General features: G+C 62.4%; 16 protein-coding genes. 13 read left to right on the top strand and 3 right to left on the bottom strand.

Features of this window, described 5'->3' with window-relative positions:
* The 10 genes from EOC93_RS28220 to EOC93_RS28265 all read left to right on the top strand — a co-directional run.
* Positions 1-235: DUF4893 domain-containing protein (locus EOC93_RS28220; protein ID WP_127206257.1), on the top strand; the 235-nt coding region annotated here is incomplete at its 5' end.
* A gap of 91 nt (positions 236-326) precedes the next feature.
* The gene (locus tag EOC93_RS28225; protein WP_095486705.1) at positions 327-1,109 is read left to right on the top strand and encodes a formyl transferase; all 783 of its coding nucleotides are present in this window, start codon (positions 327-329) and stop codon (positions 1,107-1,109) included.
* Between the two features lie 46 nt (positions 1,110-1,155).
* Positions 1,156-2,067, top strand: a complete 912-nt coding sequence (locus EOC93_RS28230) for a fatty acid desaturase (protein WP_245329949.1) — start codon at positions 1,156-1,158, stop codon at positions 2,065-2,067.
* Positions 2,068-2,212: 145 nt separating this feature from the next.
* Positions 2,213-2,515: a virulence factor gene (locus tag EOC93_RS28235; protein WP_095486706.1), complete on the top strand. Its 303-nt coding sequence runs from the start codon at positions 2,213-2,215 to the stop codon at positions 2,513-2,515.
* Positions 2,508-3,107, top strand: a complete 600-nt coding sequence (locus tag EOC93_RS28240) for a methylenetetrahydrofolate reductase C-terminal domain-containing protein (protein WP_095486707.1) — start codon at positions 2,508-2,510, stop codon at positions 3,105-3,107. The genes EOC93_RS28235 and EOC93_RS28240 overlap by 8 nt, the downstream gene beginning before the upstream one ends.
* Entirely contained in the window at positions 3,104-4,195 is a 1,092-nt protein-coding gene (locus EOC93_RS28245; protein ID WP_095486708.1) for a methylenetetrahydrofolate reductase, read from the top strand. Before EOC93_RS28240 ends, EOC93_RS28245 begins: the two co-directional genes overlap by 4 nt.
* Before the next feature lie 79 nt (positions 4,196-4,274).
* Entirely contained in the window at positions 4,275-5,249 is a 975-nt protein-coding gene (locus tag EOC93_RS28250) for a methyltetrahydrofolate cobalamin methyltransferase (RefSeq protein ID WP_095486709.1), read from the top strand.
* Complete coding sequence (locus EOC93_RS28255; RefSeq protein ID WP_095486710.1) at positions 5,194-7,329, top strand: ASKHA domain-containing protein; 2,136 nt, start codon at positions 5,194-5,196, stop codon at positions 7,327-7,329. Before EOC93_RS28250 ends, EOC93_RS28255 begins: the two co-directional genes overlap by 56 nt.
* A gap of 190 nt (positions 7,330-7,519) precedes the next feature.
* The gene (locus EOC93_RS28260; RefSeq protein ID WP_095486758.1) at positions 7,520-7,705 is read left to right on the top strand and encodes a hypothetical protein; all 186 of its coding nucleotides are present in this window, start codon (positions 7,520-7,522) and stop codon (positions 7,703-7,705) included.
* A gap of 262 nt (positions 7,706-7,967) precedes the next feature.
* Positions 7,968-8,951 (top strand): alpha/beta hydrolase, encoded by a 984-nt coding sequence (locus tag EOC93_RS28265; protein ID WP_095486711.1) that lies wholly within the window; start codon positions 7,968-7,970, stop codon positions 8,949-8,951.
* A gap of 107 nt (positions 8,952-9,058) precedes the next feature.
* On the opposite strand, the gene EOC93_RS28270 is transcribed toward EOC93_RS28265, so the two are convergent.
* The gene (locus EOC93_RS28270; protein WP_127206258.1) at positions 9,059-9,958 is read right to left on the bottom strand and encodes a LysR substrate-binding domain-containing protein; all 900 of its coding nucleotides are present in this window, start codon (positions 9,956-9,958) and stop codon (positions 9,059-9,061) included.
* A gap of 220 nt (positions 9,959-10,178) precedes the next feature.
* Here EOC93_RS28270 and EOC93_RS28275 point away from each other — a divergent pair, with 220 nt between their 5' ends.
* The 3 genes from EOC93_RS28275 to EOC93_RS28285 all read left to right on the top strand — a co-directional run bounded on the left by EOC93_RS28275 (position 10,179) and on the right by EOC93_RS28285 (position 12,128).
* Positions 10,179-10,367, top strand: coding sequence for a hypothetical protein (locus tag EOC93_RS28275; protein ID WP_095486713.1), 189 nt, complete (start codon positions 10,179-10,181; stop codon positions 10,365-10,367).
* Between the two features lie 335 nt (positions 10,368-10,702).
* Complete coding sequence (locus EOC93_RS35440) at positions 10,703-10,837, top strand: hypothetical protein (protein ID WP_013894968.1); 135 nt, start codon at positions 10,703-10,705, stop codon at positions 10,835-10,837.
* Positions 10,838-11,189: 352 nt separating this feature from the next.
* A complete protein-coding gene (locus tag EOC93_RS28285; protein ID WP_348627380.1) occupies positions 11,190-12,128 on the top strand; it encodes a GlxA family transcriptional regulator in 939 nt (312 codons plus the stop codon).
* A gap of 48 nt (positions 12,129-12,176) precedes the next feature.
* Here EOC93_RS28285 and EOC93_RS28290 read toward each other — a convergent pair whose 3' ends face one another.
* Both EOC93_RS28290 and EOC93_RS28295 read right to left on the bottom strand, forming a co-directional pair.
* Positions 12,177-13,019 carry a DUF1194 domain-containing protein gene (locus EOC93_RS28290; RefSeq protein ID WP_127206259.1) on the bottom strand — a complete coding sequence of 281 codons (843 nt, stop codon included), beginning with the start codon at positions 13,017-13,019 and terminating at the stop codon, positions 12,177-12,179.
* Between the two features lie 120 nt (positions 13,020-13,139).
* Positions 13,140-15,388 (bottom strand): FAD-dependent oxidoreductase (locus EOC93_RS28295; protein ID WP_164759307.1); only part of this gene is annotated, 2,249 nt, incomplete at its 5' end.

Genomic DNA, 15,388 nt, shown 5'->3' on the forward strand with positions numbered 1-15,388 from the left:
GGAAAAAATCACCGGCTCGCAGCGCACCAAGGGCCGTTTCTTCGACGACGGCGAAAAGCGCTCGATCTATCTCGGCTCCTTCTCCGTCAACAACGATCCCGCGAAACCCTATGGCAGCGGCCCACAAAGCGATCAGGTCGGCTACGCCTTTCGCAACAGCGTCAACGAATGGCGCATCGAGTTCCCGGCGCCCTATCACGAATCGAAGCTCGACATCCTTGAATTCAAGCGCTGAGCCTGCGGCCCTGGTTCCGATCACCAAGGATTAACCCGGCCGGCCTAGCATCTCGCCCGCTGAGAGCAGGTCTTTTCGGGGCGGCACAAACATGGAACCGTTGAAATCAAATCCGCGGCCGATCGTCGTCGTCACCGAAGGCGGTCCGCATATCTGGGCCATCGTCAACGCCATCTCTGACCGACTCGGGCCGGTGAGCGTCATCCTCGAAAGCCCTGAATCCAAAAAGCAATTGCTGCTCGGGCGCGCCCGGCGCCAAGGCTGGCTACAGGCCATCGGGCAGCTCGGCACAATGGTGCTGACGCGGCTCGGCAAGCGGTTTTTCGCCGGGCATGCAGCCCGCATCATCGCCGAACAGAAGCTGCAGACGGAATCAAAGCCCGGACAAGCGATCATCCACGTTCCCTCAGCCAATGCGCCGGAGTGCCTGCAGGCGATCAGGGAAATCCAGCCCGGCGTCGTGCTGCTCGCTGGCTGCCGCCTGCTGTCGAGGCAGACACTTGCCAGAATTCCTTGCCCGGTCCTCAATTACCATGCCGGCATCGCTCCGAAGTATCGCGGCATGAATGGCGGCTACTGGGCGTTGGCCTCCGGCGATGCGGAGAACTTCGGCACCACCGTGCATTTGGTCGACGCCGGCGTCGACACCGGCGGCGTGCTGCGGCAGGTGCGCGGCAAGCCTGAGGCAGGCGATACGATTTCAAGCTATGCGCTGCGGCAGGCGGCATTCTCACGCGACATCTGCGTCGAGGCGGTCAGGGATGCGCTGGCCGACAAGCTTGCCACCTCAGATCCCGGCCTGCCTTCCAAACAATGGTATCATCCGACGATCTGGTTCTACCTCTGGACCGGCGTAAAAACCGGCGTCTGGTAAGGAGCGCCGATTTACCGGACAGCGCCTCGGCGATAAGCTTGCAGGCATGAGCGAAATCGACCACCGCACCATTATCGCCGGTCTGTCGGTCGAGGATCGTCGCGACCTCACCGCCAAGCTGGATAGGCCCGGCATTGTCCGGCTGGCTGTCCATGGCGGACTGGTTGTCGTGCTGGGCGCGATGATCACCGCCCGCATCCCATTCTGGCCCATTATCATGCTGCCGCAGGGGATCCTGATCGTCTTCTTCTTCACGCTGTTGCACGAGACCATCCACGAAACCGCTTTCAGGACAGCGTGGCTCAATCGCGCCATCGCCACCGTGACCGGCTTCCTGATCCTGCTGCCGCCGGTCTGGTTCCGTTATTTCCATTTCGCGCACCACCGACACACGCACGATCCGGACAATGATCCCGAACTCATGAGCCCGAAACCGGAGACCATCGCCCAGTATTTGCGCTATCTCTCCGGCCTCCCCTATTGGATCGGCATGGCGCGCGTGACTGTCGTCAACGCCGCCGGCCGCAACCGCGACGGCTTCGTGCCGGAAAAGGGCCGCGACAAGGTGATTTCGGAAGCACGTTGGTTCCTGATCGCCTATGCGGTGCTGCTGGTGGCCTCGCTGGTCGCGCAGTCGGCGCTGCTGCTGTGGGTCTGGATTGTGCCGGTGCTCGTCGGCCAACCCTTTTTGCGGGCCTATCTGCTGGCCGAGCACGCACTGTGCCCGCATGTCGCCAACATGCTCGAAAACACCCGCACCACCTTTACCACAAGGCTTGTGCGCTTCGTGGCGTGGAACATGCCTTACCATTCAGAGCATCACTGTTATCCGGCCGTTCCCTTTCACCGCCTGCCGCGCTTCCACCAGATCGTCGCCGAGCATCTGCGCACGACCGAGCGAGGCTACGTTCGCTTCCACAGGAAGCTCGTCGGCAGCTTCGATCGTCGCGGCGGCTGATCCAAACCAAGCCAAGCATCGAAAATTTCCACCTTTCCTTTTGCGCCCTGCGATTGCGTCGCTTTTGAATGCGCGCGCGTCGTCCCATAACAAGCAGCCCAACAGCGCTTCCGGCAATGCTCGGAACACGAGGAGTAAGAAATTCATGGCCGATCTGATCGTCGTCTACTGGCGCGACATCCCCGCGCAGGTCATCGTCAAGAAGGGCCGGCAGAACGCCAAGCGCGAACTGCCGCTGCGCTTCACCGAGGCGATCGACATGTGTGCGATGCGCACCGGCGCCGGCGGTACCGACGACTACCTGGCCGAATGGCGCAAGGCCGACCCCGTGCCGGTCAGCGACGATCTTGAAGGCGAGGCTGAAAAAGCCTTTCAGGATATCGACGCGAAATACGACCGCGAGCGGCTGGTCGCTCTGGTCAAGGCGGGCGGAAAAGAAGATGCCTGAACCAACCCCGGCGGTTACCCAGGCCACTTTGGTCAAGAAGGCGGCGCCGAAATCCGACTACAAGCCGGCCGACGTGTCGCCGCAGCGGCGCGTGCAGCGCTCGTTCGCGGTCAGGCTGTGGTCCGTGCGGCATTCGCGATTGCTCGAATGGTTCTACGCCAGGTTCGCCGACATGTTCTTGACTCTCCACCCGCTGTGGAAGGGCATCGGTTACGGCCGCGTCGAAGCCCCGATCAAATTCGTCGAAAAACGCGTCAAGGGTTTTATGTTCGATTGCCGCATGTGCGGCCAGTGCATCCTTTCCTCCACTGGCATGTCGTGCCCGATGAATTGCCCCAAGCAATTGCGCAACGGCCCTTGCGGCGGCGTGCGTGCCAACGGCAATTGCGAGGTCGAGCCTGATATGCCCTGCGTCTGGGTCAAGGCCTGGGAAGGCTCACGCAACATGAAGCATGGCGACAAGATCCTCGACGTGCAGAAGCCGGTCGACCAGTCGCTGCGCGAGACCTCGGCATGGCTGCGGGTGACCGCGCAGGCCGCAGCCGCGCGCGAAGCCGCCCGTAACGCTCCGAAGACCGGGGCACCGACATGATCGGCCGCCAGCGCGACGAGAACCCGGCCGGCATTCATCTGCCGCTTGAGCCCCTGCCCGGCCACACGTCGCGCGGACGCTTGGAGCGCGTCCTGAGGCGCGGTGAGTTCGCGGTGACCACCGAGCTCAACCCGCCCGACAGCGCCGATCCGGAAGATGTCTACAACCGCGCCAAAATCTTCGACGGCTGGGTCGACGCCATCAACGCCGTCGACGCGTCGGGCGCCAACTGCCACATGTCGTCGGTCGGCATCTGTGCGCTGCTGACCCGCATGGGCTATGCCCCGATCATGCAGATCGCCTGCCGCGACCGTAACCGTATCGCCATCCAGGGCGACGTGCTGGGCGGGGCGGCGATGGGCGTCGCCAACATGCTGTGCCTGACAGGCGACGGGGTCCAGGCCGGCGACCAGCCCGGCGCCAAGCCGGTGTTCGATCTCGACTGCATGTCATTGCTGGAAACCTGCCGCATCATGCGCGACAACGGCAAATTCCTGTCCGGCCGCAAGCTGACGACGCCGCCGCAGCTTTTCCTCGGCGCGGCGATCAACCCGTTCGCGCCGCCGATCGATTTCCGACCCTACCGGCTAGGCAAGAAGATCGCCGCCGGTGCCCAATTCGTGCAAAGCCAATACTGTTTCGACGTGCCGATGTTCCGCACCTACATGCAGCAGATCCGGGACCTCGGTTTTACGGAAAAATGCTTCATCCTGTGCGGGGTCGGACCGCTGGCCTCGGCCAAGACCGCCAAATGGATCCGCTCCAACGTGCCGGGCATTCATATCCCCGATCAGATCGTCAAGCGACTGGAAGGCGCCCAGGATCAGAAGAAGGAAGGCAAGCAGCTCTGCATCGACATCATCAACGAGGTGAAGGAAATCCCCGGCGTTTCCGGCGTCCATGTGATGGCCTATCGCCAGGAGGAATATGTCGCCGAGATTGTCGATGAATCGGGCGTGCTGAAGGGCCGCCAGCCCTGGAAACGCGAAATCCGCCGCGACGACCAGCTCGTCGCCGACCGTCTAGACCACATATTGCACGACGAGATCACCGAAACGCAGGTCGACATGGTCAAGACCGCGCATTGATGGCGCGGACGGTCACCATTCGCTTGATCGAGATCAGAAACGATATAAAGAAGTCTTTATATCACGACGGAGAGATTTCATGACCCGGACGATCGTCGCCTCGGCGACACGAGAAATCATCATCGGCTTCGACCAGCCCTTCTGCGTGATCGGCGAACGCATCAATCCGACCGGGCGCAAGAAGCTCGCCGCCGAGATGATCGCGGGCAATTTCGACACTGTCATCAGGGACGCGCTGGAACAGGCCGCCTGCGGCGCGACCATGCTCGACGTCAATGCAGGCGTGACCTCTGTCAATCCGAACGAGACCGAACCCGGCCTGCTGGTGCAGACGCTGGAGATCGTGCAGGGACTGGTCGACCTGCCGCTGTCGATCGACAGTTCGGTGACCGCCGCGATCGAGGCGGCGCTCAGGGTCGCCAAGGGCCGGCCGCTGGTCAACTCCGTCACCGGCGAGGAAGAAAAGCTCGAAGCCATCTTGCCGCTGGTCAAGAAATACAACGTTCCGGTGGTCGCCATCTCCAACGACGAGACCGGCATTTCGATGGATCCGGACGTGCGCTTCGCCGTCGCCAAGAAGATCGTCGAGCGCTGCGCCGATTTCGGCATTCCGGCGCACGATGTTGTCGTCGACCCGCTGGTCATGCCGATCGGCGCGTTGGGCGATGCCGGCCGCCAGGTCTTTGCCCTCCTGCGCCGGCTGCGCGAGGAGCTCAAGGTCAACACCACCTGCGGCCTCTCCAACATCTCGTTCGGCCTGCCGCACCGCCACGGCATCAACGCCGCCTTCATCCCGATGGTGATCGGCGCCGGCATGACCTCGGCGATCATGAATCCGGTGCGACCGCAGGAGATGGAAGCGGTACGCGGCGCCAACGTGCTGAACGGCACCGACGAGAACTGCACCAACTGGATCAGGACCTACAAGGACTACAAGCCGGCCGAAGGCGGCCAGGCGGTCGCAGCGCCGACGCAAGTCAACGCGCCGGGCGAAAGCAATGGCAACGGCGGCCGCCGGCGCGGTGGCCGTGAAGCCCGTATGGCCCGAGGATAAGCGCGCAATCGTGAACTCTCCTGCCAACATCACCGACCCGCTCGTGCTGTTCATGCCGTCCGGCAAGCGCGGGCGGTTTCCGGTCGGCACGCCGGTGCTCGATGCCGCGCGCCAACTCGGCGTCTATGTCGAGAGCGTGTGCGGCGGACGCGCCACTTGCGGGCGCTGTCAGGTCGAGGTGCAGGAAGGCAACTTCGCCAAGCACAAGATCGTCTCTTCCAATGACCACATCTCGCCCAAGGGCGCCAAGGAAGAGCGCTACGAACGCGTGCGCGGCCTTCCCGAACGGCGACGCCTGTCCTGCTCGGCGCAGATCCTCGGCGATCTCGTCGTCGACGTGCCACAGGACACGGTCATCAACGCGCAGACCATCCGCAAAGACGCCGACACCAGGGTCATCGCCCGCGATTCGGCAATCCATATGTGCTATGTCGAGATCGAAGAGCCCGACATGCACAATCCATCAGGCGATCTCGATCGCCTGAAGATCGCGCTGATGAAGGACTGGGGGCTCAAGAGCCTCGATTTCGACTTCCATCTGTTGCCGCAGGTGCAAGGCATCTTGCGCAAGGGCAACTGGACCGCGACCGCCGCGATCCACAAGGATGCCGACAGCGAGACCGCGCGGGTCATCTCTTTGTGGCCCGGTCTCAAGAACGAGGCCTACGGGCTTGCCTGCGATATCGGCTCGACCACCATCGCCATGCATCTGGTGTCGCTGCTGTCGGGCCGCGTCGCTGCCTCGTCGGGCACGTCGAACCCGCAGATTCGCTTCGGCGAGGATCTGATGAGCCGCGTCTCCTATGTGATGATGAACCCGGACGGCCGCGAAGGCATGACGGTTGCGGTGCGCGAGGCGATCTCGGGTCTCGTCGACAAGGTCTGCGCGGAAGGCAACGTCCAGCGCAACGACATCCTGGATTCCGTGTTCGTCGGCAATCCGATCATGCATCACCTGTTCCTCGGCATCGACCCGACCGAACTCGGCGGCGCGCCCTTCGCGCTGGCCGTCTCGGGCGCCGTGCACATCAAGGCGTCGGATATCGGCCTGAAGCTCAATCAGGGCGCCAGGCTCTATATGCTGCCTTGCATCGCCGGCCATGTCGGCGCCGACGCGGCTGCGGTGACGCTGTCGGAGGGTCCGCACCGGCAGGATGAGATGATGCTGATCGTCGACGTCGGCACAAATGCCGAGATCGTGCTCGGCAATCGTCAGCGGGTCGTGGCGGCCTCCTCGCCCACCGGCCCGGCCTTTGAGGGGGCGGAAATCTCCGGCGGCCAACGCGCGGCGCCCGGCGCCATCGAGCGCGTCCGCATCGATCCCGACACGCTGGAGCCGAAATACCGCGTCATCGGCTCGGAACTGTGGTCCGACGAGCCCGGCTTCCTCGACAGCGTGCAGGCGACCGGCGTCACCGGCATATGCGGCTCCGGCATCATCGAGGTGGTCGCCGAGATGTATCTGGGCGGCATCATCTCAGAGGACGGTGTCGTCGACGGCAGCCTCTCCGCCCGCTCGCCGCGCGTCACTGCCAGTGGCCGCACCTTCTCCTATGTGCTGAAGGAAGGCGAGCCGAGGATCACCATCACCCAGACCGACGTGCGCGCCATCCAGCTCGCCAAGGCCGCGCTTTATGCCGGCACCAAGCTGTTGATGGAAAAGCAGCACACCGATCATGTCGACCGCATCCATTTCGCCGGCGCCTTCGGCTCCTTCATCGATCCGAAATACGCCATGGTGCTGGGACTGATCCCCGATTGCGATCTCGACAAGGTCTCGGCCGTCGGCAACGCCGCCGGCGCCGGTGCGCGCATGGCGCTGCTCAATCGCGGCTATCGCCGCGAGATCGAGGAAACAGTGAGCCAGATCGAGAAGATCGAGACCGCGCTGGAGCCGAAATTCCAGGAACATTTCGTCTACGCCATGGCGCTGCCGAACAAGGTCGACCCGTTCCCGAAACTGTCGGCGGCGGTGAAGCTGCCGCCGCGCAAGACGGTCAGCGAGGACGGCATTGCCGGCGATGCCGCCCCGCGGCGGCGTTCGCGCGAAGGCCACGCGGCGCGGCGCGGCCGGGGGTAACGTCCCGCCGGCGAAAGCTGCGTTTCGCCCTCATTCTCGTTTGCATGCAAATGTTTCCGGATCAGCCCAAACTGAAACAAGGCGCTGTTTTCGTGTAATCCACCAGATACATGTGCGGCGCATTTAACCGGCATCGAACGGCAGGCAGGAAATAACTTTCGGCCGCCGCAGCACTCCAAAGGAGATGAAGATGTCGATGTTCGAAAGCCTCGGCCGCTATGGTATGGCCATCAGGAATGCACACAAAAGAAACAGGTCCGTCCGGGCGCTGAACAGCCTGCCGCCCGAAATTCAGAGGGACATCGGCTGGCCCGTGTCGCCGCGCGAAGACCCGCAGGTCACCTTCTCGGCTCTGCTCCTGGGTTCGGCGCGCTGATGACCTTCGCCGACAAATGCAAGCTGCTGGCCAAGCGCCGGAGCCGTCATGCGGCTCCGGCGGCAAGCGACCGTCGACTGCGCGCCGCACGGCTGCCCCGGCGCTGAGCATTGCAGCGAGCCAGACTGGACGCTGGCCTTGATTGCCAGCCAGATCACACCGCCGTGTTAAGACTGCGCAAATCTTGACATTTTGGGCGAAGGCACGATCTTCGATAGCGAGGGGTTCTCTTAGTCGGCTCAGCCGAAGTCCGTGTGTCCGCATGCCAAGTCTCAAAAGCCACGTCGTGTCCTTCGTGCTCAGGCATAGCCGCAAGCAGGCCTTTTCCAGCCCGGAAAACCTGCAGCGCTGGATCGCGTATGCGCGCAAGACGGAGAATCATCAGCCGCCCGCACCGCTGCGATCGCGTTTCGAGATCACGACGCGCAGCGTGGACGGCTTTCCCGTCTACGAGATCGCGCCGAAGGCCGGTGTGCGAAAGCGGATTCTCTACCTGCATGGCGGCGCCTATGTCTTTCAAATCACGTCCTATCATTGGGGGCTGATCGCCGATATGGCCGACCGGCTGGGCTTCGGCATTACCGTGCCGATCTATCCCATTGCTCCCGAACACGATTTCCACGCCATGTTCGGCATGGTCGGCGAGGTCTACCGTCAGCTGCTCGACGAAACGGAAGCGCAGGATATCGTCTTCATGGGCGATTCCGCCGGCGGCAACATGGCCGTGGTGCTGACCATGATGGCCGCGGAAGACGCCCAGCCCTTACCGTCGCGCCATGTGCTGATTTCGCCCGGCCTCGACTTGTCGCTCGCCAACCCCGAAGTGTTCGAGGCGGAACGCTACGATCCATGGCTGGGAATTCCGGGCGGGCTGGAGGCAGTCCGGCTCTACAGTGCCGGCATAAATCCCAGTGACTGGCGCATCAGCCCGCTTTACGGTGACCTCTCGGTGTTGCCGAAAACGCTGCTTCTGACCGGTTCACGCGATATGCTAACCCCCGACAATCTGATCTTCGCGCAAAAGGCCCGTGCCGCCGGTGTCGAGATAGAGGTCGTGCACGAGCAAGGCATGTTCCATGTCTGGCCACTGATCGACATGCCAGAAGCGCGGCGCGCGCGGGACAGCATCGTGACGTTCCTGACCAGCGACACCGAAAGCTATCACGCCAAAGCCGGCGAATTGGCACTGCAAAGGACAGGTCGTAGCGACCCCGCTCACGACCTGGCTGCGCCGTTGAGGTCGTAGCTAGAGCATTTTGCAGCCAAACGTCTTCGTTTGGCGTCCGACAAAATGCGTTAAAACAAAGACTTGGAGCGCGGTTTTGGTTCCACCAAAACGCAAAGCGCTCTAAGTCAGAACTTGCCGGTTTCCCTGAACACTTCGAAGGTCGCACGGATGTGGTCGGCAACCGCCTTCACCGGCGCGCTGGCGTCCGGCGCCACGACCATGGCGAGATTGTAGGTGCCGATATCCGGCATGCCGTCCTTCGGGCAAAGCTCAACCATCTCGCTGCCGAGGAACGATTTCGGCAGCGGCGCCACCGCGAGGTCGGACATGATCGCGGCGCGCTGGCCGGCCGTATGCGCGCTCATATAGGCGACGCGATAGTTGCGGCCCTCACGGCCGAGCGCTTCGAGTGCCCCGGCCCGCCAGGCGCAGCCCTCTTCCCACAATGACACCGGCAATGGCTCGCGCAGATGCGCGCAGCCGCCCTTGGCGCCGGCCCAGACGATCGGTTCGGTGAGCAGCACCTCGGCGCCGAGCGCGCTGGTCTTGTACGAATTGGTGAGTAGCGTGATGTCGAGCGCCCGGTCGTCCATGCGCCGGCGCAGATTGATGCTCTGGTCGATGGTGACGTCAACCGCGATCGAGGGATGCGACTGCGCAAACAGCTTCAGCACATGCGGCAGCACGCGCTCGCCATAATCGTCCGGCGAGCCGAGCCGCACCACCCCGACAATATCGGGGATGATGAACTTCGACACCACCTCGCGGTTGATCGACAACAGCCGGCGGGCGTAGCCGAGCAGCATCTCGCCATCGGTGGTCAGCGTCACCGAGCGCGCGTCGCGCGCGAACACGGAGCGACCAAGAATATCCTCAAGCTTCTTGATCTGCATGGAAACAGCCGACGGCGTGCGGAAGACGGCATTGGCCGCGGTGGTGAAACTGCCGGTCTCGGCGATCGCCACGAAAGTGCGCAAAACGTCGAGATCAAGCAGCGGCAACGGATGATTGAGTGGGGCGTTCATCGGGATCGACCTTCAATTTTTCTGATTCAAACCATCATTCCATTTCGTTTGATTGAACATCACTTTGGGAGGATAGTCAACTCCATCGAAGGCAGACGTACCGAGGCCGCCTTGAAACGACTGTGACATTGATCTGCAATCGACACGAAATGAAGCTGAAACAAACCTGAAGTAGCTCTCATACGGGGCAAACTTCCGGCCCAACGCAAAGGAGAATGAAATGTCCATCCTGTCATCCATCGGCCGCATCGCGACCGAATTCAGCGCGGCCCGCGCCCGCTATCAGACCGAACGCGCCATCCGCTCTCTGCCGATCGAACTGCAGAAGGATATCGGCTGGCCCGAAGCCGCAGACACCAAGACCACCACTCGCTACGGCGTCGGATCCTGGGCTGGTGGAGCAAAATAGATCGTGTGTATTCAAAGCTGAAGGCCTGCCGCGCAGACGCTGCCCGGCAGGCCTTTTTATTTGTGGTCAAATGACCTTCCGAGCCATGTCGCCGCTGCATGGCGTATATGAAGGGGCTGCATAGCAGCCGACATTTCGAACTAACGCCTTGTAAGTGATCATAAATCTTAGGCGGAATGCCCAAATATGTCGCATTCCGTGTCGCTTTTCATATCAAGTGCTTCGCTTTTGCGATTTAGTTTCCCCTCACGTAAGCCTATATCAGCGCCAGCAAACGAGCTGCCCCACTCCATCAAGCGAAGGCGACCCGTCTGAGCAACCGAATGGAGATGATCATGAAGCTTTTTGCCCGCCTTTTCGCTCGCCGTGAAATGAACCTGACGACCGCGCTCGAGCGCCAGCGCCTTGCCAACACCATGCCCGGCCAGACCGGCGCCATGGCCGCCGCGCGTCTTGGTTTCGTCGCCTGATCTGACAAGCTTGCGAGCAGCGCTTCTTTCTGCTGCTTCGAAATTGATCAGAGCGCCGCTTCGGTCCTGCCGAGGCGGCGTTTTGTCGTGCGCCGACCACATCCGGCATATGTGCTCAATCCGGCAGCATGTTGGATCCGTCACCGTATAACGATTGCCCATTTGCGACCCATGTCGCAAATAAAGTCTTTCCGTTGCCGCCTAGCCAATTGACAGGAAAGGTTTTTCCTGATGTCGCTATGCTGATCGCGACATCCTGTTCGCGCCATTGCAGCGTGAGGGCTACCCTGTGAACGTCGTAAATCATCCGATCAAGCGATCGTTTGTGTTCTTCCTGGTCCCCGATTTCACCATGATCGCTTTTGCGACGGCGCTCGACCCGTTGCGTTCGGCCAACCGGATGCTCGGCTACGAGGCCTATCGCTGGCGGCTCGCCAGCATCGACGGCAAGCCGGTGCGCGCCTCGAACGGCGTCGAATGCGCCGTCAACACCTCGCTGGAGGACGAGCGCAAGAAGATGTCTGGCCCCGAACGGCCCAACATGGCGGTGGTCTGCAGCGGCATCAATGTCGAGCGTTACCAGAACAAATCGGCCTTCGCCTGGCTGCGCGAGGAATACAACCGCGGCGTCGCCCTCGGCGGCCTATGCACCGGCGCACATATATTGGCCGCCGCCGGCCTGTTGTCCAACAAGCGCTGCGCCATTCATTGGGAGAACCTGCCGGGATTTTCCGAGGCATTCCCCAAGGCCAATGTCTTTGCCGACCTCTTCGAGATCGACCAGAACATCTACACCTGCGCCGGCGGCACTGCGGCGCTCGACATGATGCTGAAGCTGATCGGCGACGATTTCGACGACAATCTCGTCAACCGGGTGTGCGAGCAAGTGTTGACTGACCGCGTGCGCAGCCCGACCGATCGTCAGCGCCTGCCTTTGCGCGCGCGCCTTGGCGTGCAGAACTCCAAAGTGCTGACCATCATCGAATTGATGGAAGCAAACCTGTCCGAGCCGCTGTCGCTGATCGAGATCGCCGATCATGTCGACCTGTCGCGCCGGCAGATCGAGCGCCTGTTCCGCACCGAGATGGGCAGATCCCCTGCCCGCTACTATCTGGAAATCCGGCTCGATCGGGCCCGGCACTTGCTGATCCAGTCATCGATGCCGGTGGTCGAGGTGGCGGTCGCTTGCGGCTTTGTCTCTGCCTCGCATTTCTCCAAATGCTACCGCGAGCTCTATGCGCGCTCGCCGCAGCAGGAGCGCGTCGATCGCAAGCAGTTGCTGGCCGCGTAAACAGCCAACATCTTGCACGCGTAGCCTCTGGCGGGGAGCGCTTGAAATCTAGCGGCTGTCGTACATCCAGCTTCGGTCGCGCCACATTTTTTCGCCGACCTGGCAGTCGGTGGCCGGCTTGTCTTGCGCCAGCACCACCGGCGAATGTGCCGCTTCGTCCGCCGCCCACTGTGGGGACGCAGGCCCGGCAAGCTCGAGCACCAGCTTGCGGCGGATCGCTTCGGGAAACTGCGTCCACTCATTGACCGGAATCATGAACGCGCCGGGCCCACCGATGACGCAGTCGGTGTAGTAGCGGTCGAGATAGTTGACGTCGTAGACGCTGGTGAAGCCGCTTCGGGTCATCAGCGGCAGGCCATTGATGGTGATGCCTTGCTTGACCAACCCGTCACGAACCACGTCGACGGGAGCACCTTGATTGTTGGGGCCGTCGCCTGAAATGTCGATGACGCGCTTGACGCCCCGAAAGCCGCTTTCGGCGAAGAGATCGCTGCCGAACTGCAGGGCACCGGAAATCGAGGTGCGCCGGGCGCTGTTGGGCGCATGGGCGGAGAGCTGCTCGACCACCCGCTCGGCGTCGGCACGATTGGCGATCACCGTCCACGGCACGATGACATGCTGCCAGGTCGTGCCGGCCCATTCGACATAGGTGACGGCGATCTTGCCATAGGCGCCATCGGCTATCGCCTGCAGCACCGTGTCGTGCGTCAGGGCCGCCACATAGCCGCGACGCTGGATTTCGAGCTCGGCTGGCGACATCGAAAGCGAAACGTCAACGGCAAGAACCAGCTCGACGTCGACCGGCTCGGCGGCGCGGGATTCTGGCGCCAGCCCAAGCGTCAGCGCAGCGGCAGCAGAGAGGAGATGTCTTGCGCGGGGAAAAGCAGACATGCCGCAAGGTAAGCGAGAATCGTCGCGTCACAAAGCGAAAAGCCCAGCGCTGGGCTGGGCTCTTGCGTTCACGTTTTTGCGAGGCCACCCCATTGTAGCGGCCCGGCAAGTCATCATCGCTCAGCTGCGCGGATTGAGATTCTCCGGATCGTAGAGCGGCTTGTAGCCGACAGCGGCCACCTCGACCGGGTATGTCTCGCCGAAATACTCAACATTCAGCTTGCGGCCCTCCTGGCAATACGCCCAGGGCAGATAGGCGAGCGCAATGTTCTTGCCGATGGTCGGACCATAGGCGATCGAGGTCGTGAAGGACCGGCGGCCGAGTTCGTCGACCAGCGTCTCGCCCGTTTCCGGGTCCATCACCGGCATCGTGCCGACCGGATAGCGGGCAACCCCCTTGGGATCGACATTGTCCGTCATGACGAGTGTGCAAAGCATGGCCGGCTGATGCGCTCGGGCGCGATATTCCAGATGCTTTGCCTTGCCGCTGAAATCGGCCTCCTTGACCTTCGGGCGGGCAAGATCGGCCTCCAGCAGATTGTACTCGGTCAGAAGATCCGCGTTCTGCAGGCGCAGGCTCTTCTCCATGCGGCGGCTGTTGGCATAGGTCTCGACGCCAAAAGCCATCACGCCGGTCGAACGCAACGCGTCCCAGACGGCCAGGCCGTCCTCGTATCGCATATGCAGTTCCCAGCCCTGCTCGCCGACATAGGAGATGCGGAAAGCGGTCACGTCCTTTCCGGCAATCCTGACAGGCTTGATCGCTGCGAAGGCAAAATTCTCCGGCGTCAGCCCGTCCGGGTTCTCGACGACCTTCTGCAAGGTCGACCGCGCGTTCGGACCCCAGATGCCGATGGTCACGTATTTTTCAGTCACGTCCGTGACGGTGACATCGAAGCCTTTGTCTTTTGCCGTCCGCCGCATGTACTGGAAGTCGCGCGGACCGGCATCGGCGCCGTCGATGACGCGGCAGCGGTCGGCCATGCGGATGACGGTCAGGTCGGCGCGCACCATGCCCTCGTCGTCGAGGAAATGGGTATAGATGCCCTTGCCGATGTTGGTATCGCCGCCGATCTTGGCCGCGCATAGCCACTCCATCAGCGCGACGTGATCCGGGCCTTCCACGTCGTACATCGCGAAATGCGATAGGTTGACGATGCCGCAATCCTCGCTCATGGCGAGATGCTCGGCATTTGAGACGCGCCAGAAATGGCGGTTGTCCCACTCGTTTTCACGGACTGGCACCCGGTTGCCGTATTTCTCGAGCAGGTGCTCGTTGGCGGCATAGCCATGGGCGCGCTCCCAGCCGCCCAGTTCCATGAAATAGCCGCCGAGTTCCTTCTCGCGCGCCCAGAAGGGCGAGCGGCGCACGTCGCGAGCCTTAGAGAAGGGCTCGCGCGGATGGACCGCCGGATTGTAGACCTTCATCGCCGTTTCGGTGCAGCGGTCCCAGATGAACTGCTCTTTCGTCTGGTGCGGATAGAAGCGCGCATAGTCGATGGCGTGGTGGTCGATCGACGTCCGGCCGTCGGTCATCCAGTCGGCGATGAGCTTGCCCATGCCGGGGCCGTCCTTGACCCAGATCGCGACGGCATACCAGAGGCCGCGCACCTTCTGGCTCTCGCCCATAGAGGGGCCGCCGTCTGCCGTCACCTGCAGAAGCCCGTTGAAGGAATGGCTCTCATTGTAGCCCAGTTCGCCCAGGATCGGCGTCAGTTCCATGGCGCGCTCGAGCGGCGCCAGGATCTGTTCCATGTCGAGGTCGCGCTGCGAGGGCGAAAGACGGGCCTGGTTCTTCTCCAGAAGGTCGCGCGGATGGCAAAGGCGCGGATTGGTCTCTTCGTAATAGCCCCACTCGATCTGCCCACCTTCGGCGGTCTTGGGATCGCCGGTGTCTCGCATGTAAGCCGAATTGCCCTGGTCGCGCAGCAGCGGCCAGCCGATCTCCTTGCCGGTGCCGGCGAACTCGGTATACGGCCCGAAGAAGGTGAGCGGATGATCGATCGGCATCACCGGCAGGTCCTCGCCCACCATTTCCGCGATCAACCGGCCCCAGATACCCGCGCAAACAATCACGTAGTCGGCTTCGATTGTGCCGCGATCGGTCACCACGCCTTTGATGCGCCCATTCTCGACGATAAGCGACTTGGCCGGTGTGTTCGCGAAGGATCTGAGCTTGCCGGAGGCTTCCGCCTGGTCGACCAGCTTGCCGGCGACTGTTTGCGAGCGCGGGATGACGAGACCGGCATCGGGATCCCACAGGCCGCCCTGCACCATCTCTTCTTCGATCAGCGGGAATTTCTGCTTGATCTCGGCCGGCTCGATCAGGCGGGCGCGCGTGCCTAACGCCTTTGCCGAGGCGATTTTGC

The organism is Mesorhizobium sp. M6A.T.Ce.TU.002.03.1.1, assembly GCF_003997275.1.
In the GTDB taxonomy this organism is placed as follows: domain Bacteria; phylum Pseudomonadota; class Alphaproteobacteria; order Rhizobiales; family Rhizobiaceae; genus Mesorhizobium; species Mesorhizobium mediterraneum.